The organism is Paenibacillus sp. FW101-FHT12H11 (assembly GCF_058790355.1).
In genome coordinates this window covers 268348-294998 of the sequence record NZ_JBYTCO010000001.1, presented here as the reverse complement: position 1 = coordinate 294998, position 26651 = coordinate 268348, and the positions used below count along the sequence as shown (strand labels likewise).

Sequence of the window (26651 nt, the reverse complement as noted above, 5' to 3'; positions counted from 1 at the left end):
CCACTAATTCGTATGAGTTTCTTCCTTATTTGAAGCATCCTGTTGCTTCTGTATGTCTGTCATCAGCGTGACAGGATCTGTTCTGCCGCCGACTAATTCCTGCATGCCGCGTTCCAACTTCTCACGAACCTTGGTTTGAATGCGCGAGTCGAAAGCAGGGAATGCCCCTTTGCTGGTCGCAAACACATCCAAAATTTGCGTAATCAGCGGATTCACATTACTCGTATCCTGCAGCTTCATGGCAGGCGGCATGCCTTCCTCGACCAGCTGTCTTTTTTGCATCGGCTCATTGTACATCTGCCTGATGAATTCCTTTATGGCATCAAGCTGCGCCGGGGTCACTTTCTTCGAGAAGCCATAGGCGTTTGACCACCCGCCGTTAATGAAGCCGTCTCCAGGGCCGCCCATATCCGGGAAGCTCATGAACCCTACATCCTTCACAATGGCTGATTTCTCCGGGTCAAGCAGCGGCGTATTGGCCCAACTGCCGTCAAACATGAACGCCGCTTCCCCGCTGCTGAATTTGTTTTGCTGCTCGGCATAGGAAAGTGCTAAACTGCCCTCTTGGAAGTACCCTTTTTTCACGAGGAGATCGTATTTCTGAAATGCATCCACGACATCCGGATCTGTCCAGTGCTTGCTCCCATCCAGAAAACCTTCGACGGAGTTGCGCCCAGCCGTGCGCACCCACATGGTGTTGCACATCATGTTGATGACCCAGGAGTCTTTGGCCGCCAGAGCGAATGGCGTTATCTTCTGAGCTTTCAGCTTGGCTGCAGCGTCAAGCAGCTCATTCCAGGTTTGAGGCGGTTTGATTTGATGCTCTGATAAAATCTTTTTATTATAGTATAAGCCCTCGACATAACCGGCCATCGGGATGCCGTATATTTTACCGTCGACTGTAAACTCTTCAAAGCTGTAGAACTTGTCCGTTAACCCCAGTTCACTCAAGATAGGCGTCAGATCCAGCAGCCTGTTCGCTTTCACATAATCTTTCGTATCCGTCCCGCCGAATAAGTCGAAGATCTCGGGTGGATTCCCGGCAGCCATCTCGGCTCTAAGCTTTTCGAAGCGATTCACTTTGTCCTCTACGCCATCCAATGTAATTGAAAGGCCGGGCACCTTCGCCTCCGTGGACTTCACAACCTCTTGAAGCATCGCCAAACGTTTCTTCTGCGTATCTTTCACCTGCGTGTGACGAATGGTCAGCAGGACCGGTTCACCTTTTGCCCCTGGGGAGGTCGGCTCGGAGTTCGGGCTGTTCAGGTTTAAGCTGCTGCAAGCGGACAGGATGAACGATACGGCCACAACCCCTGTTACCGGGAACAACGTTCTTATTTTCATCTTCCTTGATCTCCCTTAGGCTTGCATGTTAAGTATAAAATAATGGCTGCTCCTCCTAAAGACCGATAAATTTCTTATATAGGGGCAAAATCCTCTACTTCGGCTCCATGCGTTTCTCCCGATACTCCGAAGGAATTTCACCGGTAAACTTCTGGAACACTTTTGTAAAATAACGACGCTCCGTATAACCGACGGACCTTCCGATATCCGTAATGCTTTTGTCGCTATGCAGCAGCATCGATTTCGCCAGCTCCATCCGGTGTTTGGTTACATATTCAACGAAAGTTTCCCCGAATTGCTGCTTGAACAATAAGCTGAAATAGCTCGAAGAGATGCCGAGGGAGCTCGCAATATCTTCAATTCCGAAATCATTCGAGTAATGGGTTCGAATATACTCTTTCGCAGCTGTCATTAGAAGCTCGCTGTTTTTCTTCTTATTCGTCCCTTCCAAGCCGATGGCGGCGAGCTGAACCATCACTTGAAGCAGGTGCTGTATACTCTCGCTTGTATCCAGTTGGCGCCAAACCTGCTCTTCTTCCTGCGCATCAAGCGAGTTCATCTCGCGCAGTTCGCGAAGCACATGCAGGATCAGGAAATGCAGCATTTGATATGCTCTGGCGAAAGAACTGTTCGGCAGCCCCTCCAGCAAGAGTTTCAGCCGACTTAGAGCGTCCTCCGTTTTGATTCGGTTCAACTGTTTGAGACCTGTTACAATCTCTTCAACCAAATACCATAAGGAGCTGTTGGCGTCCGCCTGCTCTTTAGACTCCCTATAGAGCAGCACAGACTCCTGCTTATTCAGGTTTAACTGCATAAATCGCTGCAGCTTCCGATACGTATCAGAGAGCAATCGCAGACCTACAGCACTAGGATAAAAACCTATGCTAATGCCTAGTTTGACGGATTCGCGGACATCTTTTTGCAGTTTCATCGCCACTTCGTACAAAGTAGACGGCATAAGATCTTCCTCATCTTCGCCTTTTTTGTCCTCGCCACCTCTAATGTCCCATTGAATAAGCAAGCACCATTCGCCTTCCCGCATCTGCAGCACGGAAAACTCCGCTTTGAAATTGGCTAGTGAATCTTGCATCACATTACGGACGGCGAAATTCCACAGCTTTCGCTCTTGCTCTGACCAAGGGAGCGACTTTTGCGAATAATCGTCCACATCGATCATCATGAACGAATACGTCATTGTTTCCAAATCCATATTATCGATCGGAAGCAGCGTGTGCGTTGAAATTTCTGTATAGTTCATAAGGACATCCTGGAGAATTTTCTCATAGGCCAAATTTTTCATTTTGCCCCACTTTTGCTGCTCCTGCTGCTTAATCGCTTTGGTTTCCCTGATTTCACTGGCTAGCTTACGAATACAGTTTTCCAACTCTTCATAGTTAATCGGCTTTAACATGTAATCACTAACGCCAACCCGCATGAGCGAACGCGCATACTCGAAATCCTGATAGCCTGTCACCATCAGCACTTTGCAAGCCTCGTTGATTTCACGGAGTTTCTGGACAAAAGTAATCCCATCCATCAAAGGCATCCGAATATCGCTCATCACCAAATCCGGCCCATGCAAGCTGGATAGTTCTAAGGCCTCGACCCCGTTCTTGGCCGTTCCTACAATATCAATTTCCAACTCTGCCCACGGAATAACCGCCTGCAAATTACGTAAAATGTTAGGCTCATCATCCGCCAAAATCGCTTTTAGTCTCACAGGCTCGCCTCCTTTGTTTTGGGAATGACAATTTTTATCGTCGTCCCGTGCCCTTCCATGCTGCAAATAAATATGCCGTAATCCGGGCCATACTGGATGCGTATGCGGTCGGCTACATTGCTGACGCCCAGACCTCTTCGCTCTTCATTAACATTCGCATCTAAAATTTCGTGAAAAGGCGTTTCCAGCTCTGTTTTATAATGAAATTTCGCTAATTTCTCATTGGAGATGCCGATCCCGTTATCCGAGACATACAGCCCGATCCGCTCCCCTTCATCAAGGACTTTGATCGAAATTACCCCCAAATAATCAATAGGTTCAAAACCATGCTGCAGCGCGTTTTCTACCAGTGGTTGGAGCGTAAGCTTCAGAATGCTGTAATCTAATATCTCCGGGTCCGATTCAATTTCATAACGGAATTGGTCTTCGAAGCGGAATTCCTGAATTTCGAGGTAACTTTTGAGATGATCCAGCTCTTGTTTAAGCGAAATCTCTTCCCTGCTCTCCATGCCGATCCGCAGCAAATTGCCAAGCCGATACACCATTTGGCTAACTTTCTTCCCTTGGTTTTGGATCGCAAGCACATTGATGGACTCCAGCGTATTAAAAAGAAAATGAGGCTTGATTTGCGCCTGCAGCAGCATGAGTTCCGCTTTGTTTTTGCGGTCCTGCTGACGTTTGACTTCGTCCAGAAGGTCCTCGACCCTCTCTACGAGACTGTTAAAGCCTCTGGCCAGCGCCGTAGTTTCATCCTTGCCGCTTTCCTCCATTCGCGTCGTCAGGTCGCCGCGCTCTACTTTTTTCATGGAGCCCAGCATACGCAGAATTAACTGAACAATGCGACGAACGAACACTAAATTGTAGACCAGGGCAAAAAATAAGCATACAAATGTGATCCCGGCGACCAGTTTCATAATCGTTTCGATTTCGCCCGCCACGTATTTCCAAGAGGTTATCGACACGACGCTCCAATCCTGCACGCCCATTTGATTAATATTTAAATGATAGAGAGAAACGAGACTTTTTTCATTTTGAAAATTTGCTTGAAAACTTCGATTACTTTGCTGCAGATCTAGCTTGCCTTGCAGCAGCTGAAGGACATTGGCGCCTTCCAAATGCTGCTTATTGTCGTAGAAAATAAGTCCGCTTTTATTCACGAGCAAGTAACGCTTAGAACTATCTTCGTTCGTATTAAAAGATTTAAAAATTTGATCCAGCTCATTAAATTTAAATTTCAACAGCATGTAGCCGAGATTGTCCATTGTCCAGAAATCTTTAACCATCCTCGCCTGATAAAACTCCCCACGGCCGGCTCCCAGCTCCTTATATTCAGAGGGGCCAATCCACATGGGACTCCCATTCAGTTCCTTGATCTGTTCAAAAGCCGTGCTGCTCGACAACGTTTTCCATGGGAGCGCATTCCCGCTTGTTCTCCCCGCGCTGAAGGACTTGCCGACATTATTGTAAATGACGACTGATTGAATCGGCGAATATGTCAAAATAGAGCCGCGCAGCAGCGTATCGAACGTATTCAAATCATACGACGACGGAGCTTCTTCATTCGGCCTGACCTCATCGATCGTCCGATAAATGCCCTGAATGCTGTCTTTGACCATCCAGAAGTCTGAGAAATAATTCGCTTCCTTGAACATGTAATAAATGTTCCGGGAAATCGCTTGCAGCGTAACCTCGGTCAAATCACCGTATTTCTTCTCAATTAATTGTTGGGATACGGTATAGACGGCAGTGCCCAGTACGAACAAAGGGATAATAATAAAAAATAAAAATCCGATAAACACCTTTTTGTTCAAATTCATCGACGTTTGGCAGACCCCTTCTAACCCGAATCAGGCACCATCCTTTTTGCTGGTGCCTTTCATTGCTTTTTATTATTATAATTGACCCGTCTTTACGTCACCTAGGGATAGGTTCGGATGGAGGAGGGATAAAATCCTCTAGATCAGCTCGGATCGAATTTCGGGTTCCACCGTCACTTCCACATTGCCTTTTAGCGCTTTACTGATCATACACGCCTGTTCAGCCCGATAGGCTGCTCTGCTTATTTTATCCAACTGATCAGGAAGAGTATGAGCGGGTACTGAAATGTACGGCCGGTGTATGATCCGATTCACCTTCATAGCCGGTGTATTCTCAACATAAATCTCTGATTTCAGCTCAAGGGAAGTGATACCCTGCCGCTTTACCAGCATGCCGAGTGTAATGAGATAACAGGTTGCGGCTGCTCCGAGCAGGAGCTCTTCCGGATTCGTGCCGATGCCGGGTCCATCTAACTGGCTTGGCACTGAAATCGATGCGTCCAGATTACCCGCTTGAATGCGGCCTGTACCGTCCAAACCTCCGGTCCACTCTGCTTTCAAATCAAATCGATGCTCGCTCATCCGTATCACTCCTTATTTAATGTAGCCGCGGATTGCTCTTGCGGATTGCTGGACTGCGCTTTCGCTTGCGATTGCGTCTGTGCTTCGTCTCCGCCACTTATATGCAGCCCGATGACGCCTAAAATGATGAGAACAATGGAAATTACTTTCAGAGTGGAGACGGACTCGTTGAACCACCAGATGCCGATGATCGTTATCAGTGCCGTCCCTACCCCGGACCAAATGGCATAGGCCAAGGAAACCTCAAGCTGTTTCAAAGCCAGCGTAAACAACGTGAAACATATGATGTAGCAAATTCCCATCACAACTGCCGGACCTACCCTGGTGAAACCTGATGACATCTTCATTGCCGTCGTACCAATCGTTTCAAATAGGATAGCCAGCAGCAGAAATGTCCAATTCATATTCCAAATCATTTCATCCATCCTCTACTGAACTTGTTGCTCTCATTGTAAAGGAATGGAAGGCGTTTCACCAGTTCGTTCGGCGTGAAGTTGTCCGAGGGCAACAGAAGGAACAATAAAAAATGGCTGCACGCGGCAGCCATAGCTATTTTGCCAAACTATTAAATTTTAGGCAAATTTGTTACGAAGCCTGTCTGCCATCTTAAGGCATACCTCCTATGTACCTCTAGTTCCCGTTTATATTCAGGTGCATCTGGATGGGGAACTTGCGGCCCCTGCGCGTTCTCCAGGACAGAGAAAATGAAAAAACCGCCCCCGCCCTGTAATCAGGGCAAGAACGGTTCTATTAGCGCAATGAATGGAGGCTGCTCACTTCGTGTGACAGGCTCTTCTATAGAATTGCGAATATTGATCTCTATGAAAATGCAAATTTCATGTGTTGGAATCAAAACAATGAAAGCCCTACCTCTCTTCCATCCTTGCGGCTCCAATGACCGCGCCAGTGCGAATTGCTTTACAAACACTTGCTGCCGAAACACGATGACACTGCCTCGGGTTTACCATAAAATGAGCTGAATTTACTGCGTCATTGGGAGAAAAACAAACAAGGAGAGGGGGTTACTTTCTACTCGCTAATCGTCCGTATGGGGGTAAATGAGGTTTGGTCTAAAGTGTTTATATGGTTCATTTCAATCAATCTATTTAATATACACGAAAGTTATGAAAGTGTCAACAGGACTATTCACAGTAAACTAGTTATGCTATGATGGAAAATAATTTCAATCGGTTGTGAAGCACACGCCGCTTTTCTAGATCCAGCATGAACGCTGAATCCAGAGAGGCGGCTTATTTTATTCCTATATGAAATGGAGTGTATTAACATGGATGAGCAATTTCGCATTGCATTAGAGAATTTTCTTACTAAGCATCTTGCTAAAAGGGAAGGAGAACGCCATCGCAGACTCAAAGAGGGCCATGGCCACGCTGAACAATTATTTCTTCGGCAGGTTTGGTGGCCGGCCTTCGGCGGCTTCACGGATCTGCACCCTGAGTACGAGGTGAAAGACTTTCGGGATGGGACTCGCTTTCTCGACTTTACTTTTATGCGGCACTTCCTGAAGCTAGCCATCGAAATTGATGGATACGGACCCCACGCCTCCCAAATCAGCCGCACCCAATTCTCCGACCAATTGATCCGCCAAAATCATCTCGTCATAGACGGTTGGAAAATCCTCCGCTTTTCCTATGATGATGTCAAAGACCGCCCCCGCATGTGTGAACAAATCCTGCAGCAATTCATGGGACGCTTTCTGGGACGCGATGCTTCAACAGACGTGAAATTGAATTACGTGGAGAAAGAGGTCATTCGTTTTGCACTCAACATTGGCAGAGCTATAAAGCCAAACGATGTATCGGATTTGCTGGACGTTGGTTCACGTAAATCCTACCAAGTACTAAAAGCAATGACCGATAAATCATTACTTAAGCCTGCCGGCAATGGGCGAAAGTGTATTCGCGGTTACAATTTGCATGAACAAGCACAGGCAATTTGGGAGAAAAACAACCACTAAAACCCTGCAGGAACGAATATTCCTGCTGAAACTGCCCTTTCGGCTCTCTCGGGCGCAGCGGGCTCAGCGACGACTGCCTTGCACTGCTGAGGCGGCCTTTTCGGACGGCTCGCTCTCCTTTTCCTCCGCCCTCCCTCCGGAGACGGCCTTTTTGGCTCTCTCAACCGCAGCGGGCTCAACGACGACTGCCTTGCACTACTGAGGCGGCTTTTTCGGACGGCTCGCTCTCCTTTTCCTCCGCCCTCCCTCCGGAGACGGCCTTTTTGGCTCTCTCGGGCGCAGTAATCCACGCCCCCAGGCAGCAAAAAAACCGCGAGCCTAAGCCCGCGGTCCACAACTACACCGTAAATTTCTGCAGCGAAATTTGCAGTTCCTCTGCTAGTCCTGCCAACGACTTAGCGGAATTCTCGATCTCCTCGGTCGTGGACATCTGCTGCTGGCTGGCAGCGGATGTCTCCTGGCTGACGGAGATGCCCGTTTCCGAAACGCTGCTGACAATGCCCATCACCTGCTCGATGCGGACATTCGCATCCACCAGCTGGTGAATGTTCTGATTCACACTCTCCACCTTCGCGTTGACTTCGTCAACGGAAGTTTCGATGTGAATAAACGACTCTTGTGCTTCGCCGGAAATCGTTAATCCGGCCTGCACTTTGCCCGCTCCATCTTGCATGGAGCTTACCGCGTGGTTGATCTGTCTCTGAATCGTCGAGACCAGATGCGTAATGTTGCGCGCTGATGAAGCAGATTGCTCCGCCAGCTTGCGCACTTCGCCAGCAACAACCGCGAACCCGCGGCCCGCTTCCCCCGCACGCGCTGCTTCAATCGCCGCGTTCAAAGAGAGCAAATTGGTTTGCGTGGAAATTTCATTGATGACATTGACAATCTCGCCAATTTTGTGAGCATTTTTCCCTAAAGCTTCAATGACGCCATTTACTTCTTGCACGGCTTCCGAAATCTCGCCCATCTGGCCTACGATTGATACGACAGAACGTTTACCGTTTTGCGCGGCAGTCGTGGCTTGTCCAACAAGTCTGGCTACTTCTTGCGCTGAATCATCAATCAGCTTCGTACTCGTAAGCATTTGCTGCACGGCTTCATTTGCTTGATTCACACCCGCAAACTGCTTCTCAAAATCCTCCGAAAGCTGCTGGCTCGACGATGCGACCTGTTTGGCCGCTTGCGAACTTTGCTCCGAGCTGGCAAGAAGCTCTTCAGAGCTTGCCGAAAGAGTTAGCGCATTATCTGCGATTTGGGACACCAAGCTGCGTAGGCTTCCTGTCATTACATTAAAAGAACCGGTTAGTTTACCGACTTCATCCTCGTAAGGATAGTCTCCTTTGACAGAGAGATCTCCGCCAGCGGCTTTCTCCATATGCTCCTGCAATCTACGAATCGGGGTCGTAATAATCATATTCAATGCCATTGCGTTCACCGTCATAATAACAATAGCAATAACAATCGTAAGAATGATGACCCAATGAGAGGTTTTAGAGTCGCTGCTGCTCGTTTTCTGGAAATTTTCAGCCGCTGTCTCTTTAAGCTGCACCAATTTATCCAGTGCCACGATGGTTTTATCCCCATGCGGAGACACTTCATTATTATAAACTTGGTAAGCCACTTGATTATTTTTGGTAGCATGATCGATCGTCGTTGCAACAATTTCACGATATTTCTTATTCAACTCTTCAAAATCCTTGAAAGCAGCCGCCTCTTCTTCCGTCAACCGAATGCCTGACAGCTTCGTGACAAGCTCCTGATTCATAGCGCTGTTTTCATCAAGTTTGGCCTTCAACTTACCTTTATATTTCACATCTACGGATAACATCATTTCAAGCAAGTTGGATTCGGTTTCATTGAAGTTCGTTTTTAGCTGATTAATCCATTTGACAGATAACAGACTTTCCTTGTACATTCTAGTGGAATTACTAGACATCTTATCCATGAAGTAATAACCCGTAATACCTACAATCAGCAGGAATAAAATAGCAATAGCATTCATGAAGAGCAGTTTGTAACGCAGTTTAAGGTTGCGAAGGACGGACAGGTTGACTTTCACATTTCTTGCCTTCTTTTGTTGATTCACATTCAAACTCATGTTGAATTTCAAAGCCCTGTTCTCCTCCCGACATGCAGATAACCCACTAACCAATGTTAGATTACCTTACATAAAAATGATTAATTTACCTATGGTTTATTTTACAAACAAGTTAACATTATGTAAAGATAAAATTCGTCAAAAAACGTGTAACTATAGAACTTTTATCCTAGTAATTTACTACTATTTCTGCTACGGATCGGGAATATTTGCCAGATAATCAATAGTCTTTATTGTGAATCCGATTTCAGCCGATGGAAGAGGAGCTAACATCTGGAAGGAGATTGAAACTTATCCGGAACAGAACCAAATTCCCTATGCGGCTAAAATAACGCAAAAAGATGGCGAAGCCAAAGAGCTCGCCATCTTTTTTATCCAGGAACATTCGGTTGCCATACGATTGGGGCCCGTCTTCGATCACCGTTATTAGCTAAACGGAAAGTTTCAAACGCTCACGCTGTACAATCAAATACACGACAAAACCGGCAAGGATACACGCAATCCCCGTAATCGACAGGTCCGGTGACAGCCCATCCTTGGATATCTGCGTATAGAGACCAACTCCAGCAAGCATCATCGCATTTTCCAGGAAGTTTTGAACCGCTATCGTTTTCCCTGAACCTATCATTCCCTGACCTCTATCTTGCAGCACGGCATTCATAGGTACAATAAACACCCCGCCGCTGAAACCTACAAGTAAAAGCAGCCCTATTGTTAGATACAAATTGGTGATTAGTGGGAACAGCAAGATGCAAATGATCATAAGAATGCCAAAAATAAATGAATTATAATAACGCCTTGCCGGGACCAGCTTCGGTGTCATCAACGCCCCAATCATGATCCCTACGCCGGTTACCGCGACAAGCATAGAGATTTGATCGACGGACTGGATACCGAGGTGAGCTGGCACCCATGCAATGATCGCCAATCGGACGACCGAGGACGTCATCCAGAACGAGCCCGTGCCAACAAGCGAGAAACGGGTAGCGCGGTCTTTTAACAAGAAACTCATGTCGGAAACGAACGTTCTCGCTGCCTTGCCATAGCGGATCGTCCTATCCCCTTGCATCTTCGGCATTTGCAGCGTCAGTTGCAAAGATAACAAATACAGGGCTAGGCAGGCGATCATCGAACCGGATAGCGACATTTTCGCCAAAATACCACCGCAAACAGATCCAAGCAAAATGGCCATGATCGTATAACCTTCCATGCGCGCATTAGCTCGAAGCAGCTCATGATCGGAATCGGTAAGCGCGGGCAAAATACCGTATTTAGCCGGTGAATACACCGCGGCGCCAATGCCGACAATCCCATAACTGACAGCCGGGTCCACATGAAGGAACATCGCGATGATGCCGATGCTCTTGATGGCATTTCCAACGAGAAGGATGCGGGATTTGGAGTGCTTATCAGCTATCGCACCGACAAAAGGCGCCAACACGACGAAGGCAACTAGAAAAGAAGCTTGAACAACACCGATGTAATAGTCCGGGAAAGCATTCTGCTTAATAATCGCCAATGTAATGAAGAGAATCATATTATCGGCAAAAGCGGAAAGAAATTGGGTCAAATTGAGCGTCTGAAGCGGTTTCATTTTCATATCATTTCTCTCCTTAGGATGCATGATGCTCCTCAAGCGCAATTCGCTTAATGGTTACATAGTCTACTTTTCCACTGCCCAAAAGCGGCAATTTCTCTACATATCGCAGCTCCGAAGGCATATAAATCCCCGGATGCCCCTTCTGTTTCATCCATTCTTTAAGAGACTGCAGCTGCATGTCCGGGCTATTGTGGTATACCACAATCCGCTCTCCCTTTCGTGCATCCGGAACGGCAACGGCTGCGCACACGGCTTGATGCGACAAGCTTGGCAGCACGAGTTCTTCGACCATCGGCAGCGACACTTTCTCCCCGCCAATCTTGGCAAAAGACTGCATCCTCCCCTGAATCGACAAGTAGCCTTCGTCATCAATTTGCACAATATCGCCGCAGTTGTACCATTCCGGGCAAGGCACAAAACCCTGACCATGAATCAAATATCCTTTCATCACATTAGGGCCTTTGACAAGCAAATTGCCGCCAAGCTCGATGCCATCCACCTTCTCGATTCGAACCTGAATACCTGGCAGCACACGGCCTACGGTTCCTTTTTTAACATGCATAGGCGTATTGAGCGAAATGACAGGCGCTGTCTCCGTCGTACCGTAACCTTCCAGAATCCGTATGCCGAATTTATCGATCCAGGTTTGACGGACTTCCTCTTTCAGCTTCTCGGCGCCAGCCACGACATATTTCAACGCATAGGCAAAATCATAAGCATGAGCTGTTCTCGCGTAAGCCGATAGAAACGTTGACGTACCGAACAAAATGGTAATATTGCGATCGTATACAATCTCTGGAATGACTTTATAATGCAATGGATTTGGATACATGACCACCTTCATGCCCGAAAGTACCGGCAGCATCGTCCCCGCTGTTAAGCCGAAAGAATGAAACATGGGCATCGCCCCGAGAAGGATATCCGCCGCATTGAAAGCAATCACAGCTTTGGCCTGCTGAAGATTAGCAAAAATATTGCGGTGCGTCAGCACAACCCCCTTCGGTTTGCTTTCACTCCCGGATGTGAAGAGAACGACCTCATTCTCCCCTTCTCCGACCGGACCTTGCACTTTCATCAAGAGATTACGAACCCCTACCCATTTATGTTGAAAAGTAATACTCTCTCTAACCTCTTCCAGATAGATAACCGAGTAAACTTCACTGGCACTGTTGATAAAATCAGATAACCCCGCTTTCTCGATAAAAGCGCGAGACGTAATAATCGTCTTCGCCGAAACGGTTTCACAGGCATCCAGCATGGCGTGTTTTCCTGCCGTATAATTCAGGATCGCCGGTGTAATGCCTAACCGGAATAAGGAAAATAAAGTCACGACATGCGCCGCCGCATTCGGCAATAAGACAGCTGTTCGCTTCTGGTTACCAAGCAGCTCCTTCAAACGCTCCGCCATCGTATAGCTGCTTAATAGCAGTTTGCGGTAACTTATCGATGTATCTGATAGGATGTCTTCACAAATGATTTTGGAAAAGCCATGCTGCTTGGCAGCTATGAGCATTTCATTGAATAAATTAAGTTCCGGTTCCATCCGGCTTTCCACCAAATGACTCTGCATTCGACTGCCGATGAACTCTGTTGCCCGTTCCTTCTGAACTCTTCTCGTCAGCTTTTCATTCACAGGCACTTGAAAGGACTCCCCAATCGTGAAGGTTACGGCCGGAAACCAAATCTGTTTCATTTTGCCACGAAGATACGATAATTTGGAATGCTCCAGTCCGTAAATCGCAATCGGCACCATGTGAGCCTGAGATCTTGATGCAATATAACCAATGCCGCCGTACACCTTCATCATGCTGCCCGTGGTCGATATGCGCCCCTCCGGAAAAATGACAAGCGGCGTACCGCTCTGCACTGTTTTGAGCATTTTCCGTACGGAGTAAGGGTTGAGTGGATCTACTGGAATATGCGTACGGAAATGAAGCGGCCAAGCAAAACGTTTGGCCATTCGTGTATTCACGACAAAAGCCACTTCCTCGGGCAGAATCAACGCCAGCAGAACAGCATCCAACAATGAGACATGGTTAGGTATGAGCACTGTTTTATCTGTCAAATCAAGCCGCTGCATTCCCTTCACTTTTACGCGAAAACTAGCTAGTATAACAGGACGCAAGATTGGAAGCAGAAGCTTTAACAGTACAATAAACAACCATTTGATCATGGTGACTCCTCCTAAGCGTTCGCATGGCAAATCTGAGAAAACCTTGGTACAACATATTAAGCATCCGTTAATTTATTGGGCTTCTCTTAATACCAGGTCATAATCCCATTGTATGCATTTGCTGCGATTCTGATAGTACTAACTTTACCTAGTACTACTCGCCAATCACCTGATGGATTCGTACTGCAGCGACCTTTGTTGCCCTCCTCACCCACTATTAAAAAAGGACCACAGCATCCGTATGCAGCGGTCCCTTTTGCACGTTATTTAATTCGAAACTTCACTTGTTAGTGCTAGTGTATTCCCCTCGGAGTCCCGGAAGAACGCCATCCAGATATTCATATGATCCATTTTTGCAACGACATGTGGTTCACTAATAAAGGTAACACCACGTTCGATGAAAGCTTCGTACACCTGCTTCATGTCTTCCACCTTATAATAGATGATCGATCCTGGATGATTGAATTCAGGTTTCTCCGGAAGGCTGAGCATCAGACGGATGCCATTGCAATCAAAAAAAGCCATTTGCCCAGCTTGAAACATAAATTTCATGTCCAAGGTATCGCGATAAAAAGCAACAGCTCTTTCAACATCAACGACATTGATAGAAATTTGTGCGATTCGAGTTAAGATGTTCTCGTTCATAGATATCCCCTTCCAAACCGGTATACCCATATTCTACCATACTCGTATAAGGTGTGATAGAACATCCATCTGAACGTCTGCGATAAAGGAACTAGAGTCAGCTATTTCAGCCGAATCCGTTGTTTCCTTGCCAGTGCCTAGCGCTTATTCGCCTTTTAATAAAGCGTTAAGCTTCCCTGGATAATCCGTAATAATGCCCGAAACGCCAGCATCGATCATCTTTTGAAAATCCCTTACAACGTTCACGGTCCACGGATACGTGGCTAATCCTGCTTCTGCTGCCGATACCCCATCTTCTTTTTCAAAATGATGATGTTGAGGGTGCAGCGAGTGTACCTCAACCCCGATTTGCTTGGCATAAGCCGCATGATCAATTAGGTTGGCGGCATACAGCAGCCCAACTTTCACTTCTGGCTCTGCCAACTTGATCCGCTGAATCACTTTGTGATCGAAAGAGGAAATAACGACATCTTCCATCCTGCCGCTTTCACGCAAAAAGGCGAGCAAGGCTTTCTCCATTCGCCCTTCATACGCATACTTCACTTCCACATTGATGAGGAAACCACGTGGCACAAGCTCAAAAACCTCACGCAGCAAAGGCACTCTTTCCCCGATAAAATCCTCGGAAAACCATGAACCGGCATCGAGTTCTTTGATTTCATCCCAGTTTTTCTCGCAAATTAGGCCTGAACCATTCGTCGTGCGATCCAATGTACCGTCATGACAAACGACAATTTCGCCGTCTTTCGTCAGGTGAACATCCAATTCAATACCTTCTGCTCCTTGCTCGAAAGCTAAAGCGAAAGATCTTAACGTATTCTCCGGTGCATCCCCGGCTGCTCCTCTATGGCCTATTACAAGTGGTTGTTTGCTCATTATACGTAACACTCTCCTAACCTCATTAACTGCTTACCCTCAAATTATAGTAGAGCAGCTCCGCTTTTGCCCAGTAAATCTTCGTAAATATTATGTAAACAACGAGGTGAAATTAACAAATTATTTAAACCTATTTAACATTGGTCAAATAACCGAACGTTAACCTTATAGAGATCGAACAAGCCTAATAATCTTTATGGAGGTCAATGCATGGGTACGCTGGACCAAGATTTAACCTTAACAAATGCACCAAAAAAAATAACAACACGTGCTGAACTCCCCCGTCGTTCTATGTTCTTCTCGAATTGGGCGGAGACGCTGCTTGGTTATATTTTCTTATTTCCGTCATTGCTGCTATTCGGTGTGTTTCTGTTCTACCCTTTGATTCAAACCTTTTATCTCAGCATGCATGAGACCGATCCCAGAGGCAGGGTGGCTTCCTTTGTCGGCTTCGATAACTTTACGGCTATCTTCACGTCGGAGAAGTTCTACAAAAGCTTGGAGGTCACAGGTTTATTCACCATTCTGACGGTACCGACAAGCATCGCCCTAGCGCTTCTGCTCGCAGCTCTCACTCACAATCAGTTAAAAGGGATGCGTTTTTTCCAATTTATTTTCTCGCTGCCTGTCGTTCTGTCTGTGGGAACATCTTCTGTCATCTGGATGATGCTATTTCATCCTAGTGTCGGCATGCTTAACTACCTGCTGCAGCTTGTTGGCTTAGAGCCTGTGGCTTGGCTGACGGATCCTCGGTGGGCATTGCTTTCCGTGTCCTTGATGACCGTATGGATGAATCTTGGCTTCAATTACATCGTCCTGTTTAGCGGACTTCAAGGCATTCCCGATGAAATCTACGATAGCGCAAAAATCGACGGATCCGGTCCTATACGGACGTTTGTGCAAATCATTTTACCCCTGCTTTCACCTACGGTGTTCTTCGTCACGATTGTATCAATTATCGGTGCTTTCCAATCCTTCGGACAGATTCACATTCTGACCAAAGGCGGTCCGATCAACTCGACGGATGTGCTCGTTTATAACTTGTATCAAGATGCTTTCATTAACTTCCGGTTCGGAACTGGAAGCGCGCAGGCCCTGGTACTGTTCACCATCATCCTGATTTTCACCTTTGTGCAATTCAAAGTGTTCGAAAGGAATGTGCATTATCAATGAACCGTCCCTTACAAAAAACAGCCGTTTATGTTCTGTTGGCGATTGCAGCCGCACTTGTGCTGTATCCAATCTTTTACACATTTTCCGCTACGTTCATGACGCCAGATGAAGCTTCGGCTTATCCGCCGCGATTTTTGCCAAGCAGTTTCTATGTGGGTAGTATAGTGGCCGTTTTTCAACTCGTTCCGATAGCCAAATTTATTACAAACAGCTTTATCGTTTCACTAATCATCATGATTGGGCAGCTGATGACCTCCTCGATGGCCGCTTATGCCTTTGCCAATATCCGGTTTAAAGGAAAAGCTTTCATCTTCTCCTTGTTCATGGCGACCATGATGATTCCTTGGGAAGTCACGATCATACCGAATTATCTAACGGTCAAAAAATGGGATTGGCTCGATAGCCTGCAGGGCCTAACGGTTCCTTTCCTGGCAACAGCTTTCGGCACTTTCCTGCTGCGCCAATTTTTCCTGCAGCTGCCCAAAGAATTGTTCGAAGCTGCGCGTATCGACGGATGTGGTCACATTCGCATCTTTTTCCGGATCGTGCTGCCTTTGGGAAGACCCGCGCTTGCTACACTAGCTGTCTACGCCTTCCTGAACGCGTGGAACATGTACCTGTGGCCGCTGCTCATTACGAACAGTGAAGCAATGAGAACTGCACAAATCGGCATCGCTATGCTGCAATTTGAAGAATTAACCGTGTGGAACCTCGTTTTGGCAGGTGTCACCATCGTCCTCTTGCCATCGCTTATTTTGCTCATCCTTGGTTTAAAGCAGCTCGTACGCGGACTTACCGCTGGAGCTGTGAAAGGTTAATCTTGTTGGCTGCTCTGACAGGCTATATTAGCTGAATCAGATTTCCATAAATAAAAAAAGTTAAAAAAGGGAGAGAAACAAATCAATGAAATCCGTAAACATAAGAACTTCCGTTCTCGCAATGACAGCACTCACCATGGTGTTGGCTAGTGCATGCGGCAAAGCAGAAGTAACGCCAGCTAGCAGTACTGCACCTGCAAGTTCAACTGCCGCTTCAGCAGCTCCGACCAAAGCCGCAGAGCCGGTCAAAGTCATCTGGTGGCACTCCATGAGCGGTGAACTTGGCAAAGCTGTCGACAAATTAGTCGCAGACTTCAATGCATCCCAAAAAAATGTGCAAGTTGAAGCTGTCTTCCAAGGTACTTACGATGAAAGCTTGAACAAAATGAAAGCTTCCATGGATACAAAAAGCGGCCCATCCCTCATTCAAGTCTACGAGATCGGTTCGCGTTTCATGATCGATTCCAAGGCAATTACACCGGTTCAAAAATTCGTTGATGCCGACAAATTCGACCTTTCCCAACTGGAAGAAAACATATTGAATTACTACAAAGTTGACGATAAATTGAATTCCATGCCTTTTAACACATCCAACCCAATCCTTTACTATAACAAAGATATGTTCAAAGCTGCTGGACTAGATCCGGAGAAGCCGCCAACAACATATGAAGAAATAACAAAAGCCGCGCAAGCGCTGAGCAAAGACGGTAAAGCCGGCGGATCCTTCGCGATTTACGGTTGGTTCATGGAGCAGTTTTTCGCTGGACAAGGCGCAGAATTCTTAAACAACGGAAACGGCCGTACCGCTGCAGCTACGGAAACTCTTCTTAACAATGAAGCAGGCGTCAAAACTTTGACTTGGTGGAAGGACATGGTCGATAACAAATCCCTCATGAACCTTGGCCGTAAAACCGATGATACGAAAAAAGCTTTCCTAGCTGGCCAAATTGCAATGACACTTGATTCAACAGCTTCTTTACGTGGTATTGTTACTGGTGCAGAAGGCAAATTCCAAGTTGGAACAAGCGTTATGCCTAAACCAGCTGATGCCAAAGACGGCGGTGTTGTTGTTGGGGGCGCAAGTCTCTATATCTTGAACAACAAATCAGAAGCTGAGCAAAAAGGCGCATGGGAATTCATCAAATTCTTGACGAACCCGCAAACGCAAGCATGGTGGAACGTGAACACAGGATACTTCCCAATTACGAAAAAAGCTTATGATGAGCCAATTCTTAAAGATAATTTAGCGAAATTCCCGCAATTCCAAACGGCAATCGACCAACTGCACAACACAAAAGCGAACAAAGCAACGCAAGGCGCAGTCATGGGTGTATTCCCAGAAGCTCGTCAACTCGTTGAAACGGCTATTGAAGAAGCACTCACGGGCAAAAAATCACCGAAAGATGCCTTGGATGCAGCTTCAAAAACCATCGCTGAGAAATTAGCCGCTTATAACAAAACAGTAAAATAAAGCATTGACCTTTTCAAACAAGAAGCATATACTTTTATTCAACTTCTATATTCGATTGTGCCTATGATGAGAATCCAACTCGGAGGCGTTATCGCCAAGCATGCTTGTTGGATGTAAAGTCATGCTAAGTTAACCGGCACCGCCCGTTACCGCGGAACCAAGTGGAGAAGCATGCACGTCATGTTTCTTAAATTGGGTGGCACCGCGAGCAAACGCTCCTCGTCCCAATCGGATGAGGAGCGTTTTTTGTTGTCCAAAATTCGGTTACGGGAGGCAATCACATGAACCAAACAAAACGCAGGTACAATTTCAATCCAGGTCCGGCCGCACTGCCTATAGGCGTTCTGGAAGAAGCTCAGGAGCAATTTGTCGACTATGAGGGGAAAGGAATTTCTCTGCTTGAAATGTCGCATAGAAGCCGGGCCGTCGAGGAATTGAATCACGAAACGCAGCTTCTCTTACTTTCCCTGCTGGATTTGCCCAAAGGGTATGAAGTGCTCTTCATGGGTGGTGGGGCAAGCACACAATTCGCTCTTCTTCCTATGAATTTCTTAAGCCCCCAGCTAACAGCTAACTATGCCTTAACAGGCAGCTTTGCAGAAAAAGCCTATAAGGAAGCCGCGTATCTTGGTCGTACCCATGTCGTAGCAAGCTCCAAAGCACAAGGTTATCGCGGCATTCCTGCCTGGGACGCACAGGATCTCAGCCCAGATGCTGCCTATGTGCATATCACGATGAACAATACCATTGAGGGATCGCGTTATGCGGATATTCCCGAAGTCGGCAATATCCCTCTCGTTGGCGATATGACCAGCGAAATCCTGAGCCGCAGTCTGGATCTCACGAAGTTCACCATGATCTATGCCGGCGCACAAAAAAATCTTGGACCCGCGGGTGTCACCGTGGTCGTGATCCGCGAAAGCTGGCTGGAACAAGCTTCAGGCGAGATTCCGGAAATCATGCGATACAGCACATTTGCCAAGAACAAATCCCTGTTCAACACGCCACCTGTCCACGCCATTTATATGACGAATTTGGTGCTCAAATGGACGCAAAAGCAAGGCGGCGTGGAACAACTAGAACGCCATAATCTTGCAAAAGCCGGCCTCCTTTATGAGGTCATCGATGCAAGCGGTGGCTTTTATCAAGGCATAGTTGATGCGAAAGACCGTTCCCCCATGAATATCACTTGGCGTATGGCTAATAGTGAGCTTGAACGCCGTTTCATCGCGGAATCCGAGACCCATGGCTTTGAGGGCTTGGCCGGACACCGCAGCGTTGGCGGTCTGCGCGCCTCCGCCTACAACGCGGTCCCTCTCGAAGCCTGCCAAGCTTTAGCGGAGTTCATGCTTGATTTTGCCCGGAGAAACGGATAAACAAAATAAAAGAGTCCCGTAGAGCGGCTTGCGCCATGCTCTCGGGACTTTTTATCTAAAGGTATTGGAAACCGCTCTGATGATGCTTATTTACCAAGTTGGTGAATCGGGTGTCCAAGCGCACCTTCTGCTGCATCCATGATCATTTCTGTCAATGTTGGATGTGCATGGATCGTAAGGGCGATATCTTCCAGGTTAGCTCCCATCTCAACGGCAAGAGCAAGCTCTCCAATCAAGTTCGATGCTTCTGGACCAACAATTTGACCACCTAGCAGTTGGCCTGTTTCTTTGTCGCCGACAAGTTTCACGAAACCTTGGCCTGCGTTCAAAGAGTTAGCGCGGCCGTTAGCTGCGTAAGGGAATTTCCCGATCGTTACGTTGATGCCCTGAGCTTTTGCTTCTGTTTCGCTCAGGCCTACACCGGCAATTTCCGGATCGGAGAACACAACAGCCGGCATTGCTTTGTAGTCAACAATGCTGGAATGCCCTGCAATCGCTTCTGCCGCCACTTTTGCTTCATAAGAAGCTTTGTGAGCCAGGGAAAGACCAGGCACAACATCGCCAATCGCAAAGATATGCGGAATGCTGGTTCTACCTTGGTTATCAACTTCAATCAAACCACGGTCCGTCATTTTCAAGTTGATCAGATCAAGACCAAGCTCGCCGTCTGTGTTCGGACGACGACCGACCGTTACAAGCACGTAATCAGCGGTAACTTGTTTCTCTTCGCCTTTCACTGTGAACGTTACGGTTACGTCGTTCTCTGTTTTCGTGCAGGATTGCGCCAGCGCTTCTGTATGAACTTCTACGCCAACTTTCTCCAGGTTGCGTGCTACAAGCTTCGTCAGATCTTTCTCGAAGCCTGGCAGTACGTGATCTGAACCTTCCAGCACCGTTACTTTCGTACCGAACTTCGCGTACGTTTGGCCAAGTTCGATTCCGATGTAGCCGCCGCCGATCACGATCATGCTTTTCGGAACTTCAGGCAAGTTCAAAGCTTCCGTGGAAGAAATGATTCTTCCGCCGAAAGGGAATGCTTTCAGCTCAATCGGGCGGGAACCCGTCGCGATAATACAGTGCTTGAAGCGGTAACGCGGAGCTTCTGCATCATTGAACACACGTGCTTCGTGCTCGTTGATGAACATCACTTCGCCTTGGAACGTTTGGATTTTGTTGCCTTTGAGCAGCGCGCCAACGCCGCCCGTTTGTTTAGCAACAATGCTGTTTTTCCAAGCTTGTACCTTTGCAAAGTCCACTTTCACGTTCTCTACAGAGATACCCATGCTGTCAGCGTGCTGCGCATGCTCATAGGTGTGAGCAGCGGAGATCAACGCTTTGGAAGGGATACAGCCGCGGTTTAAGCAGACGCCGCCCCATTCCGATTTATCTACAATAAGGACGCTTTGACCAAGTTGAGCCGCGCGAATGGCAGCTACGTAACCCCCTGGTCCTGCACCGATAACTAGCAAGTCAATATCAAGAGAAGCATCTCCTACTACCATGTTGTTACACCTCCAAGACGAGAAGCTCTGGATCAGCCAGGAGCTGTTTGATGTAGTTCAAGAAGCTTTGCGCTGTCGCTCCGTCAACGATACGGTGATCGAAGCTCAAGGAAAGAGCCATTACCGATGCTGCAACGATTTGACCGTTTTTCACGACAGGTTTTTCAGTAATGCGGCCAGCACCCAGGATCGCAACTTCAGGGAAGTTGATAACCGGCGTGAAGAACATACCGCCTACGGAACCAATGTTTGTGATGGAGATTGTGCCGCCCTTCATCTCGTTCGGAGTCAGCTTGCCATCGCGTCCGCGAGTAGCCAAGTCTTTGATGGAAGAGGCAATCGACCATACATTTTTGCGGTCAGCATCATGGATAACAGGAACGAGCAAGCCGTTCTCTGTATCTGTTGCGATACCGATGTTGTAGTACTTTTTGTAGACGATTTCTTGCTTCTCTTCGTCGATCATCGCGTTCAACGCCGGGAATTGACGGCAAGCCGCTACCAATGCTTTCACGATGAAAGGAAGGTAAGTCAACTTCACGCCTTTTTTCTCAGCAAGAGGCTTCGTACGCTCACGCAGAGCGACTAACGCGCTCACGTCGATTTCGTCCATCAGGGTCACGTGCGGTGCCGTGTACACGGATTTCACCATCGCGTTCGCGATGACTTTCCGGATTCCTTTGAACGGAACCCGCTCTTCTACGCGATCGCCCACAGCCACCTGCGTGCTAGCCGCAGGTGCTGCGCTGCCAGCTGCTTCCGCTGCAGCTGGTGCTGCTGCCGGAGCCGCGGCGTTGCCGGCTCCTGTAAAGCCGAGCACGTCCTCGCGTGTAACGCGGCCGTGCTTGCCTGTAGGTGTCACCTCTGCGAGTGTGATGCCTTTTTCTCTTGCGAGCTTGCGTACGCTAGGCGTCGCAAGCACTTCGCGGCCGCCAGCGCTTGGCGCTGCTGGCGCAGCAGCTACTGCCGGTGCTGCTGCAGGAGCCTCTGCTACGGCTACCGCTGTAGCAGCAGGTGCCGCTGCGGCAGCAGGCGCAGCGTTGTTGGAGCTGCTGTGATGCATGGACTCAGCCGGCATCTCGCCTGTTACTTCGATTGTCATCACGAGCTCGCCAATCGTACAGATTTGGCCGTCTTTGACAGCGACGCTAACAACTTTACCTTCTACCGGACAAGGAACTTCAACAACAGCTTTGTCGTTTTGTACTTCCATAAGAATGGTTTCGTCAGTTACGGTGTCACCCGCTTTAACGAGCATCTTAACGATTTCGCCTTCATGTATGCCTTCTCCAAGCTCTGGGAACTTGTATTCAAACAATGCCACGTGTACTACCTCCTGTTACCTTCGACTATGAATTAGAATTCGAGTACTTGTTTAATACCGGCAATAACACTTGCTGGGCTAGGCAACCAAGCATCTTCGATTTGTGCGAACGGATAAACGGTATCCGGAGGCGCAATACGCAGAACTGGAGCTTCCAAGTGCAGGATTGCTTTTTCATTAATTTGAGCAATAACCTCTGCGGCTACTCCAGAAGTTTTTTGGGCTTCTTGTACGATAATTGCACGGTTCGTTTTCTTGATCGAAGCGACAATCGTCTCGATATCAAGCGGAAGCAGGGTCCGAAGATCGATGACTTCAACTTTCACACCTTGTGTTTTCTCGATCTCTTCAGCCGCTTTAACGGATGTATGAACCATTGCTCCGTAAGTAATGATCGTTACGTCAGAACCTTCACGAACTACGTTCGCTTTACCAAGTTCAATGGTGTATTCGCCTTCTGGTACTTCTGCGCGGAAAGCGCGGTATAAGTTCAGATGCTCCATGAAGAAGACAGGGTCATTATCGCGAATCGCGGAAATGAGCAAGCCCTTCGCATCGTAAGGGTTGGAAGGAACAACAACTTTAATCCCCGGAGTTTGCACCAAAAGACCCTCTAGTGCATCCGTGTGAAGCTCAGCTGCTTTAACACCGCCGCCGTAAGGCGTACGGAATACGATTGGCGAGTTGTAACGGCCGCCGGAGCGGTAACGCATACGAGCTGCTTGCACGCAAATTTGGTCAAGCGCTTCGTAAATAAAACCTACGAATTGAATCTCAGCGATTGGACGGAAGCCTTGAACGCCAAGACCTACAGCAAGTCCGCCGATAGCAGACTCAGCAAGAGGTGTATCGAATACGCGCTCTTCGCCGAATTCTTTTTGTAAACCTTCTGTAGCACGGAATACGCCACCAACGTGGCCAACGTCTTCGCCGAACAAAATTACATTTGGATCTCTTTCCAGTTCAACGCGCATTGCGTCTTTAATCGCTTGAATCATCGTCATTTGTGCCATGACTTCTCCGTGCCTCCTAAGAGTTTTTGCCAGATTTTATTTATACGCTTGTTTCTGTTCTTCGAGATGGGAAGGTGTAACTTCGAACATGGAATCGATTAAGCCCGGAACTGTCATTTTCTCAGTTTCCTCAGCCTTTTTAATGTGCTCAGCAACGGTTGCTTTCGCTTCTTCTTTCACTTTCGCCTCTTCTTCTTCGCTCCATAGACCTTTTTTGGTTAGGAAAATACGCATGCGCGTAAGCGGATCTTTCGGCTCCCAATCGGATTCCTCGTCTTTGGTACGGTATTTCGTCGTATCGTCGGCCAAGGAGTGCGGACGGTAACGGTACGTCAATGCTTCAATTAAAGTAGCGCCTTCGCCTTTGCGGCCTCTTTCAGCAGCTTCAGACACTGCTTGAACAACAGCCAGAACGTCCATACCATCTACTTGCACGCCTTTGATACCTGCAGCAAGTGCTTTATGAGCAACAGAAAGTGCTCCTGTTTGTTTGGAGTAAGGCGTTGTGATCGCATAACCATTGTTTTGTACAAAATAAATGGCAGGCAGCTTGAATGCTCCTGCAAAGTTCAAACCTTCGTAGAAATCTCCTTCAGAGCTTCCTCCGTCCCCTGTGTACGTAATCGCTACACGCGGTTGGTTGCGTTTTTTGAACGCCATCGCTACACCAGTTGCGTGCAGAATTTGTGCACCAATGATGATTTGCGGCATAAGAACGTGAACATCCTGCGGAATTTGACCGCCATGTTGGTGTCCGCGGGAATATAGGAATGCTTGGTAAAGCGGAAGTCCGTGCCATACGAGCTGCGGCATATCGCGGTACCCTGGGCAAATAAAGTCATCTTTATTTAAAGCAAATTCACTACCGATCATGGAAGCTTCTTGTCCGGATACCGGCGCATAGAAACCAAGACGTCCTTGACGACCGAGATTTACGGCTCTTTCGTCCCAAACACGTGTGAATACCATTCTTCTCATTAACTCTCTTAATTGGTCATCGCTAAGTTTAGGCATTTTGTCGGGATTTACAACTGTGCCGTCTGGAGCCAGTACTTGTAAAGGCTCAACCTTTTCTGTGGTCACTTCGTAATTTGCTTGGCTGACAAGTGGCTTACTCATACCATTTCACCTCTTATATGATTTTGATGCCTGCTAGCTACACTTCTGTTATAGTATTATTATAAACCTGTTTTTGTGAATTGTACACCGCTATCCTTATGATATATGACCTTTTTTCGTGGAAGCGAATAGTACAGTTTAGGAAAATATATAATACAGTTAACATGAAATTTACAACTGCTATAATACACCTTACCCAAACCATTTCCAACTTACGCTTCACATACCATTTTTCCCCACAAGGATATTAAGGAGATTACTCGATGTCTGATGACGCTCGCTACTACCAAAGAACGATTGTGAAAGATGAACTCACCTCGGTCCTGCTTCAAGAAACACGCCAACTTCGCGTTTATTTGCCTCCCGGTTACAATGAACTGCTCTCCTATCCGGTTATCTATTGTCAAGATGGCGAGCAATTCTTCAATTTCGGTCGCATTGCCACAACCATTACCCGCTGTATATTAGATGAAGACCTGGAGCCAGCTATTGTGGTAGGTGTGGATGTGAACGCGGCTAACCGCACGTCCGAATATGCGCCGGAGGGTGAGCGTCATGACGCTTACTGCCGCTTTTTCGCCGAGGAGCTGCTTCCTTATGTGGAAAGCCGCTATCCTGTAAGGACGGAGCGCAGTGAACGCATTGTCGCAGGTGATTCTCTCGGTGGGACCGTTTCCTTGCATCTCGCCTTAGATTATCCTAGCCTTTTTTGCCGCGTTATATCCTTGTCTGGCGCATTTTTCGACATTACCCGCGAACGCCTTAAAGCGGTCGACGATTTATCTTGGCTTGAAATGTACATGTTGATCGGCTTGGATGAAACGGATGTCAAAACGGAGCGTGGAACCTTTGATTTCGTCAGAGAGAACCGTCTGGCCAAGGAAGATCTCGAAAGGAAAAATGCCGTGCTTCATTATATTGAGAAACCTGGCAAACATTTGTGGGGGTTCTGGCAAGGGGAATTGAGCGCGGCGCTGCATTATTTTCTGGGGTAAAACTATCACATAGAAAAACGGTCTCGCTTCCGTCAGATGACGAAGTCAGACCGTTTTTTTACTGCTTGATCGCGTATCGGGCTTTCATCAGGTCCACCATGTCGCCGATTTGCCCGTCCGTCGGATATCCTGGGATTGTTTCAGGAGTCTTCACTTGCAACCCTCTCGCCATCATGACTTCAACCAAGTTCGCAGTAAACTGCTCAGCTGTTAAAGGGATGTTCAAGCATTCCGCCAAACTCGCCATACTCCCCGGCGCCACAGCAGGATACTCGCTTGGGTCTGCGGACTGCGCCGCGCGCTCGTAGAAGCCTCTAGCCAGAGCTGCTTTCGCTTCGCCTTCACCTTCGACGATAATAAACGCTTGGACTGACAAAGCCAGTTGCTGCCTGCGCTGTGCGATTCCGCAGAACTTACGGCCGCCTACACTGAGATCGAACTCTCCCGGGCAGAAAGACCCCATCACCTCACCTTGATCAATATGATCGGTTAGTTTGCTCATCACTTCACGGATCAGGCCCACCATGGCTTCAAAATCTTTGCGATGCTCCATATCCCCTGCTTCTTTCGGCAGCAGCAAAGAGACATTCACAACGCTCAGATCCAGCGGAACCGCTGCGCCTCCGGAATTTCTAACAGCCGTATCATACCCTTGGCCAAGCAACCATTGGTTAGCAAGTGCCGCTTCCGGGAGCCGGCTATCCCTCAGTCCCATGACAAAAGCTCGCGGGTGCCGCCAAATGTGGAGGATCGGAGGCGCCATTTTCCCAATAGACCGGCAAAGAAGTTCTTCCAGCGCAAAAGCATATAAAATCGATCTTGAGGCCGTTTCCTGTGTTCGGTCAAGGATGACCATAGAAGAAGAAAGGGGTATATTCGTCATTTACATAATCTCCTGAGCCTGCTATTTATGTTCATCTTCCGAATTGTAAGCGAATCTAGCGTTAGCCGCAATGTAAAAATCGCTGCTTTTCGCCAAAAAACATCAAAATTTAGGATACATTTCGAAGGAATTCCAAGTTTTGTGTCG

Annotated in this window: 22 protein-coding genes; 7 read left to right on the top strand and 15 right to left on the bottom strand. The window is 47.6% G+C overall.

The features are described from left to right. Nucleotides 1–3: 3 nt before the first annotated feature. The 5 genes from AC3WTJ_RS01460 to AC3WTJ_RS01440 form a co-directional block, all read right to left on the bottom strand. Nucleotides 4–1344 (bottom strand): extracellular solute-binding protein, encoded by a 1341-nt coding sequence (locus AC3WTJ_RS01460; RefSeq protein ID WP_492520229.1) that lies wholly within the window; start codon nt 1342–1344, stop codon nt 4–6. Nucleotides 1345–1438: 94 nt separating this feature from the next. Beyond that, entirely contained in the window at nt 1439–3064 is a 1626-nt protein-coding gene (locus AC3WTJ_RS01455; protein WP_492520228.1) for a response regulator, read from the bottom strand. Further along, on the bottom strand, nt 3061–4881 hold the full coding sequence (locus tag AC3WTJ_RS01450; RefSeq protein ID WP_492520227.1) for a sensor histidine kinase: 1821 nt from the start codon (nt 4879–4881) through the stop codon (nt 3061–3063). The genes AC3WTJ_RS01455 and AC3WTJ_RS01450 overlap by 4 nt, the downstream gene beginning before the upstream one ends. 138 nt (nt 4882–5019) lie before the next feature. Then, nucleotides 5020–5463, bottom strand: coding sequence for an OsmC family protein (locus AC3WTJ_RS01445; protein WP_492520226.1), 444 nt, complete (start codon nt 5461–5463; stop codon nt 5020–5022). 5 nt (nt 5464–5468) lie between these two features. After that, nucleotides 5469–5879, bottom strand: coding sequence for a DMT family transporter (locus tag AC3WTJ_RS01440; RefSeq protein ID WP_407869149.1), 411 nt, complete (start codon nt 5877–5879; stop codon nt 5469–5471). Nucleotides 5880–6748: 869 nt separating this feature from the next. Between AC3WTJ_RS01440 and AC3WTJ_RS01435 the strand changes: the two genes are divergently transcribed. Further along, the gene (locus AC3WTJ_RS01435) at nt 6749–7438 is read left to right on the top strand and encodes a DUF559 domain-containing protein (protein WP_492520225.1); all 690 of its coding nucleotides are present in this window, start codon (nt 6749–6751) and stop codon (nt 7436–7438) included. A gap of 337 nt (nt 7439–7775) precedes the next feature. On the opposite strand, the gene AC3WTJ_RS01430 is transcribed toward AC3WTJ_RS01435, so the two are convergent. Continuing rightward, nucleotides 7776–9548, bottom strand: coding sequence for a methyl-accepting chemotaxis protein (locus tag AC3WTJ_RS01430; protein WP_492520224.1), 1773 nt, complete (start codon nt 9546–9548; stop codon nt 7776–7778). A 223-nt stretch (nt 9549–9771) separates the two neighbouring features. Here AC3WTJ_RS01430 and AC3WTJ_RS01425 point away from each other — a divergent pair, with 223 nt between their 5' ends. After that, complete coding sequence (locus tag AC3WTJ_RS01425) at nt 9772–9966, top strand: hypothetical protein (RefSeq protein ID WP_492520223.1); 195 nt, start codon at nt 9772–9774, stop codon at nt 9964–9966. Here AC3WTJ_RS01425 and lplT read toward each other — a convergent pair whose 3' ends face one another. The 4 genes from lplT to AC3WTJ_RS01405 form a co-directional block, all read right to left on the bottom strand. Then, a complete protein-coding gene (gene lplT / locus AC3WTJ_RS01420) occupies nt 9967–11136 on the bottom strand; it encodes a lysophospholipid transporter LplT (protein ID WP_492520222.1) in 1170 nt (389 codons plus the stop codon). It lies immediately after the preceding gene. 13 nt (nt 11137–11149) lie between these two features. Continuing rightward, nucleotides 11150–13309: an AMP-binding protein gene (locus AC3WTJ_RS01415; RefSeq protein WP_492520221.1), complete on the bottom strand. Its 2160-nt coding sequence runs from the start codon at nt 13307–13309 to the stop codon at nt 11150–11152. 267 nt (nt 13310–13576) lie between these two features. Then, on the bottom strand, nt 13577–13954 hold the full coding sequence (locus AC3WTJ_RS01410; RefSeq protein WP_492520220.1) for a VOC family protein: 378 nt from the start codon (nt 13952–13954) through the stop codon (nt 13577–13579). A 144-nt stretch (nt 13955–14098) separates the two neighbouring features. Next, a complete protein-coding gene (locus AC3WTJ_RS01405) occupies nt 14099–14830 on the bottom strand; it encodes a glycerophosphodiester phosphodiesterase (RefSeq protein WP_492520219.1) in 732 nt (243 codons plus the stop codon). Between the two features lie 210 nt (nt 14831–15040). On the opposite strand from AC3WTJ_RS01405, the gene AC3WTJ_RS01400 reads away from it, so the two are divergent. The 4 genes from AC3WTJ_RS01400 (at nt 15041) to serC (ending at nt 19668) form a co-directional block, all read left to right on the top strand. Beyond that, nucleotides 15041–16003 (top strand): carbohydrate ABC transporter permease, encoded by a 963-nt coding sequence (locus tag AC3WTJ_RS01400; RefSeq protein ID WP_492520218.1) that lies wholly within the window; start codon nt 15041–15043, stop codon nt 16001–16003. Next, nucleotides 16000–16821 (top strand): carbohydrate ABC transporter permease, encoded by an 822-nt coding sequence (locus AC3WTJ_RS01395; RefSeq protein ID WP_407869157.1) that lies wholly within the window; start codon nt 16000–16002, stop codon nt 16819–16821. Before AC3WTJ_RS01400 ends, AC3WTJ_RS01395 begins: the two co-directional genes overlap by 4 nt. Before the next feature lie 85 nt (nt 16822–16906). Next, entirely contained in the window at nt 16907–18292 is a 1386-nt protein-coding gene (locus tag AC3WTJ_RS01390; protein WP_492520217.1) for an ABC transporter substrate-binding protein, read from the top strand. Between the two features lie 281 nt (nt 18293–18573). Beyond that, nucleotides 18574–19668 (top strand): 3-phosphoserine/phosphohydroxythreonine transaminase, encoded by a 1095-nt coding sequence (gene serC, locus AC3WTJ_RS01385; RefSeq protein ID WP_492520216.1) that lies wholly within the window; start codon nt 18574–18576, stop codon nt 19666–19668. 86 nt (nt 19669–19754) lie between these two features. Here the strand turns inward: serC and lpdA are convergent, their stop codons facing one another. Genes lpdA through pdhA form a run of 4 tightly spaced genes read right to left on the bottom strand, consistent with a single transcriptional unit; the run spans nt 19755 to nt 24626 of the window. Beyond that, a complete protein-coding gene (gene lpdA / locus AC3WTJ_RS01380) occupies nt 19755–21170 on the bottom strand; it encodes a dihydrolipoyl dehydrogenase (RefSeq protein WP_127455367.1) in 1416 nt (471 codons plus the stop codon). A gap of 4 nt (nt 21171–21174) precedes the next feature. Further along, a complete protein-coding gene (locus AC3WTJ_RS01375) occupies nt 21175–22494 on the bottom strand; it encodes a dihydrolipoamide acetyltransferase family protein (protein WP_492520215.1) in 1320 nt (439 codons plus the stop codon). A gap of 32 nt (nt 22495–22526) precedes the next feature. Next, nucleotides 22527–23507: an alpha-ketoacid dehydrogenase subunit beta gene (locus tag AC3WTJ_RS01370; RefSeq protein WP_127455365.1), complete on the bottom strand. Its 981-nt coding sequence runs from the start codon at nt 23505–23507 to the stop codon at nt 22527–22529. A gap of 36 nt (nt 23508–23543) precedes the next feature. Continuing rightward, complete coding sequence (pdhA, locus tag AC3WTJ_RS01365; protein ID WP_127455364.1) at nt 23544–24626, bottom strand: pyruvate dehydrogenase (acetyl-transferring) E1 component subunit alpha; 1083 nt, start codon at nt 24624–24626, stop codon at nt 23544–23546. A 263-nt stretch (nt 24627–24889) separates the two neighbouring features. Between pdhA and AC3WTJ_RS01360 the strand changes: the two genes are divergently transcribed. Continuing rightward, on the top strand, nt 24890–25621 hold the full coding sequence (locus AC3WTJ_RS01360; RefSeq protein ID WP_315953563.1) for an alpha/beta hydrolase: 732 nt from the start codon (nt 24890–24892) through the stop codon (nt 25619–25621). A 58-nt stretch (nt 25622–25679) separates the two neighbouring features. Here AC3WTJ_RS01360 and AC3WTJ_RS01355 read toward each other — a convergent pair whose 3' ends face one another. Then, a complete protein-coding gene (locus AC3WTJ_RS01355; protein ID WP_492520214.1) occupies nt 25680–26504 on the bottom strand; it encodes a lipoate--protein ligase family protein in 825 nt (274 codons plus the stop codon). Nucleotides 26505–26651: the final 147 nt, after the last annotated feature.

Coding starts and splice junctions, on each gene's coding strand:
- AC3WTJ_RS01435 (WP_492520225.1), top strand. CDS start 6,749: ATGGATGAGCAATTTCGCATTGCATTAGAGAATTTTCTTACTAAGCAT.
- AC3WTJ_RS01405 (WP_492520219.1), bottom strand. CDS start 14,830: ATGAGCAAACAACCACTTGTAATAGGCCATAGAGGAGCAGCCGGGGAT.
- AC3WTJ_RS01355 (WP_492520214.1), bottom strand. CDS start 26,504: ATGACGAATATACCCCTTTCTTCTTCTATGGTCATCCTTGACCGAACA.
- AC3WTJ_RS01460 (WP_492520229.1), bottom strand. CDS start 1,344: ATGAAAATAAGAACGTTGTTCCCGGTAACAGGGGTTGTGGCCGTATCG.
- AC3WTJ_RS01415 (WP_492520221.1), bottom strand. CDS start 13,309: ATGATCAAATGGTTGTTTATTGTACTGTTAAAGCTTCTGCTTCCAATC.
- AC3WTJ_RS01440 (WP_407869149.1), bottom strand. CDS start 5,879: ATGATTTGGAATATGAATTGGACATTTCTGCTGCTGGCTATCCTATTT.
- AC3WTJ_RS01410 (WP_492520220.1), bottom strand. CDS start 13,954: ATGAACGAGAACATCTTAACTCGAATCGCACAAATTTCTATCAATGTC.
- lplT (WP_492520222.1), bottom strand. CDS start 11,136: ATGAAAATGAAACCGCTTCAGACGCTCAATTTGACCCAATTTCTTTCC.
- AC3WTJ_RS01390 (WP_492520217.1), top strand. CDS start 16,907: ATGAAATCCGTAAACATAAGAACTTCCGTTCTCGCAATGACAGCACTC.
- AC3WTJ_RS01395 (WP_407869157.1), top strand. CDS start 16,000: ATGAACCGTCCCTTACAAAAAACAGCCGTTTATGTTCTGTTGGCGATT.
- AC3WTJ_RS01450 (WP_492520227.1), bottom strand. CDS start 4,881: ATGAATTTGAACAAAAAGGTGTTTATCGGATTTTTATTTTTTATTATT.
- lpdA (WP_127455367.1), bottom strand. CDS start 21,170: ATGGTAGTAGGAGATGCTTCTCTTGATATTGACTTGCTAGTTATCGGT.
- AC3WTJ_RS01360 (WP_315953563.1), top strand. CDS start 24,890: ATGTCTGATGACGCTCGCTACTACCAAAGAACGATTGTGAAAGATGAA.
- AC3WTJ_RS01400 (WP_492520218.1), top strand. CDS start 15,041: ATGGGTACGCTGGACCAAGATTTAACCTTAACAAATGCACCAAAAAAA.
- serC (WP_492520216.1), top strand. CDS start 18,574: ATGAACCAAACAAAACGCAGGTACAATTTCAATCCAGGTCCGGCCGCA.
- AC3WTJ_RS01370 (WP_127455365.1), bottom strand. CDS start 23,507: ATGGCACAAATGACGATGATTCAAGCGATTAAAGACGCAATGCGCGTT.
- pdhA (WP_127455364.1), bottom strand. CDS start 24,626: ATGAGTAAGCCACTTGTCAGCCAAGCAAATTACGAAGTGACCACAGAA.
- AC3WTJ_RS01445 (WP_492520226.1), bottom strand. CDS start 5,463: ATGAGCGAGCATCGATTTGATTTGAAAGCAGAGTGGACCGGAGGTTTG.